This window comes from Cryobacterium sp. RTC2.1 (assembly GCF_035018685.1).
Classification (GTDB): domain Bacteria; phylum Actinomycetota; class Actinomycetes; order Actinomycetales; family Microbacteriaceae; genus Cryobacterium; species Cryobacterium glucosi.
This window is the reverse complement of sequence record NZ_JASJXJ010000276.1, coordinates 1-1888: the sequence shown is the minus strand read 5'-3', so window position 1 is coordinate 1888 and position 1888 is coordinate 1. Positions and strand designations below refer to the sequence as shown.

Here is a 1888-nt window from a genome sequence, read left to right as displayed (position 1 = left end):
TCATGGGGCGTCGCTCCTCGGAGGGGTGGTGCTGACCGGGCTGGCCCTCGAGTGGGCGAAGACACACCCCACCGAGACCCGCTAGTGGCCGGCATCCGCTTCTTCGCGGCCGTGGCAGAGTCAGCGGGCACTGAGACCACGACCGTCGACGTTGCCAGCATCGGCGATCTCCGTACGCTCCTGGCCGACCGCCACGGCACCGAGTTCGCCAGGATCCTGTCGCGCTGTTCCCTGCTGGTCAACGGCATCAGGGCAGCGGATGACGCGGTGCCCCTCGCCGGGACCGACACCGTCGACGTGTTGCCCCCCTTCGCCGGCGGCTGAACCGCAGATCGACGCGGACCGGGTGTGAGCGGCACGATCCGACTGACCGGGCCTGATCGGAGGGGAATGATTTTTCACGGTGTTCCGCGATTGTCGAGGTCCGCACGCACGGTCAGGGTGGTAGTTACGCGGGCCGCACGGCCCGAAACCACCTAGTCCGAGGAAGCACATGTCAGTCCCTTCCGCACTCGTCTCGTCGAAGCTCAAACCAGACCTCTCCAACTGGGATCCGGAGAATGAAGAAACCTGGGATCCCAAGCTCGCGTGGCGCACCCTGTGGATCACGACCTTCAGCCTGACGCTTGCCTTTGCGGCCTGGTACCTCGTGAGCGCGATCGCCCCACGTCTGAACGACATCGGCTATTCCCTCGCGCCCGGCCAGCTCTACTGGCTTGTGGCCATCCCCGGACTCGCCGGCGGATTGCTGCGACTCGTCTTCATGTTCCTGCCGCCGATCATGGGCACCCGGTCCCTCGTGGCCATGTCGTCCGCCCTCCTCGTCCTGCCGATGCTCGGTTGGACGCTCGCGGCCCGCGACACTGCGACCCCATACTGGGTGCTGCTCGCGCTCGCCTTCTCCGCCGGCATCGGCGGAGGGACGTTTTCCGGATTCATGGCCTCGACCAGCTACTTCTTCCCCAAGCGCCTCGCCGGCACCGCGCTCGGACTTCAGGCGGGCATCGGTAACTTCGGGATCGGCCTCATGCAGCTGCTGCTGCCGTGGGTCGTCGGCTTCGGCCTGCTCGGCACCGCGGCGCTCACCCCTCAGAGCAGCGCCAAGGGCGACCTGGTCTGGCTGCACAACGGCGGCCTCGTCCTGATCCCCTGGGCACTCCTCGCCGTCGTCCTCGCGATCGTCTATCTGCGCCGGGTCCCGGTCACGGCGAACTTCCGCCAGCAGATGGACATCTTCAGGATCAAGCACACCTGGATCATGACGGCCATCTACCTGATGAGTTTCGGTGCGTACAGCGGCCTCGCTGCACAGATGGGCCTGATCATCCTGAACGTCTACGGGCACTTTCCCGATGCCCCGAATCCGCTCGCCTTCGCCTTCATCGGCCCCGTCGTCGGCGCCCTCGTGCGCGCGGCCAGCGGTCCGTTCTGCGACAGGTGGGGCGGCGCGATCTTCACCCTGATCGGGGGTATCGGTATGACCGTCGGCACCGTGGTCACCGCGTTCTTCCTCAGCCCGAGCAGCGTGTCCGACTTCTGGGGCTTCCTCACCGGGATGCTCATCATCTTCACCTTCGCGGGATTTGCGAACGCCGGCACGTTCAAGCAGATGCCGATGATCTTCCCCAAGCGGCAGGCCGGCGGGGCGATCGCCTGGACGAGCGCCATCGCGGCATTCGGCCCGTTCATCGTAGGCATCGCGCTCACGGCGATCAGTCCCACCGCGTTCTTCGTCGGCTGCGCGGTCTTCTGCGTCTTCTGCACCTGGCTCGCGTGGCACTACTACGCACGTCCCGGCGCTCCGTACCCGAGCTGACCGGCACCACCCGGCCGCCGGCTCAGCGCACCACCTGGCACCACCGCGACGAAGGCCGCCGCTCTCTGGAGC

General features: G+C 66.8%; 2 protein-coding genes. Both read left to right on the top strand.

Features of this window, described 5'->3' with window-relative positions:
- Positions 1 to 84 precede the first annotated feature (84 nt).
- A complete protein-coding gene (locus tag QN357_RS18770; RefSeq protein WP_134448904.1) occupies positions 85 to 324 on the top strand; it encodes a MoaD/ThiS family protein in 240 nt (79 codons plus the stop codon).
- A 169-nt stretch (positions 325 to 493) separates the two neighbouring features.
- A complete protein-coding gene (locus QN357_RS18765; RefSeq protein ID WP_134448903.1) occupies positions 494 to 1816 on the top strand; it encodes an MFS transporter in 1323 nt (440 codons plus the stop codon).
- The last annotated feature ends 72 nt before the right edge of the window (positions 1817 to 1888 follow it).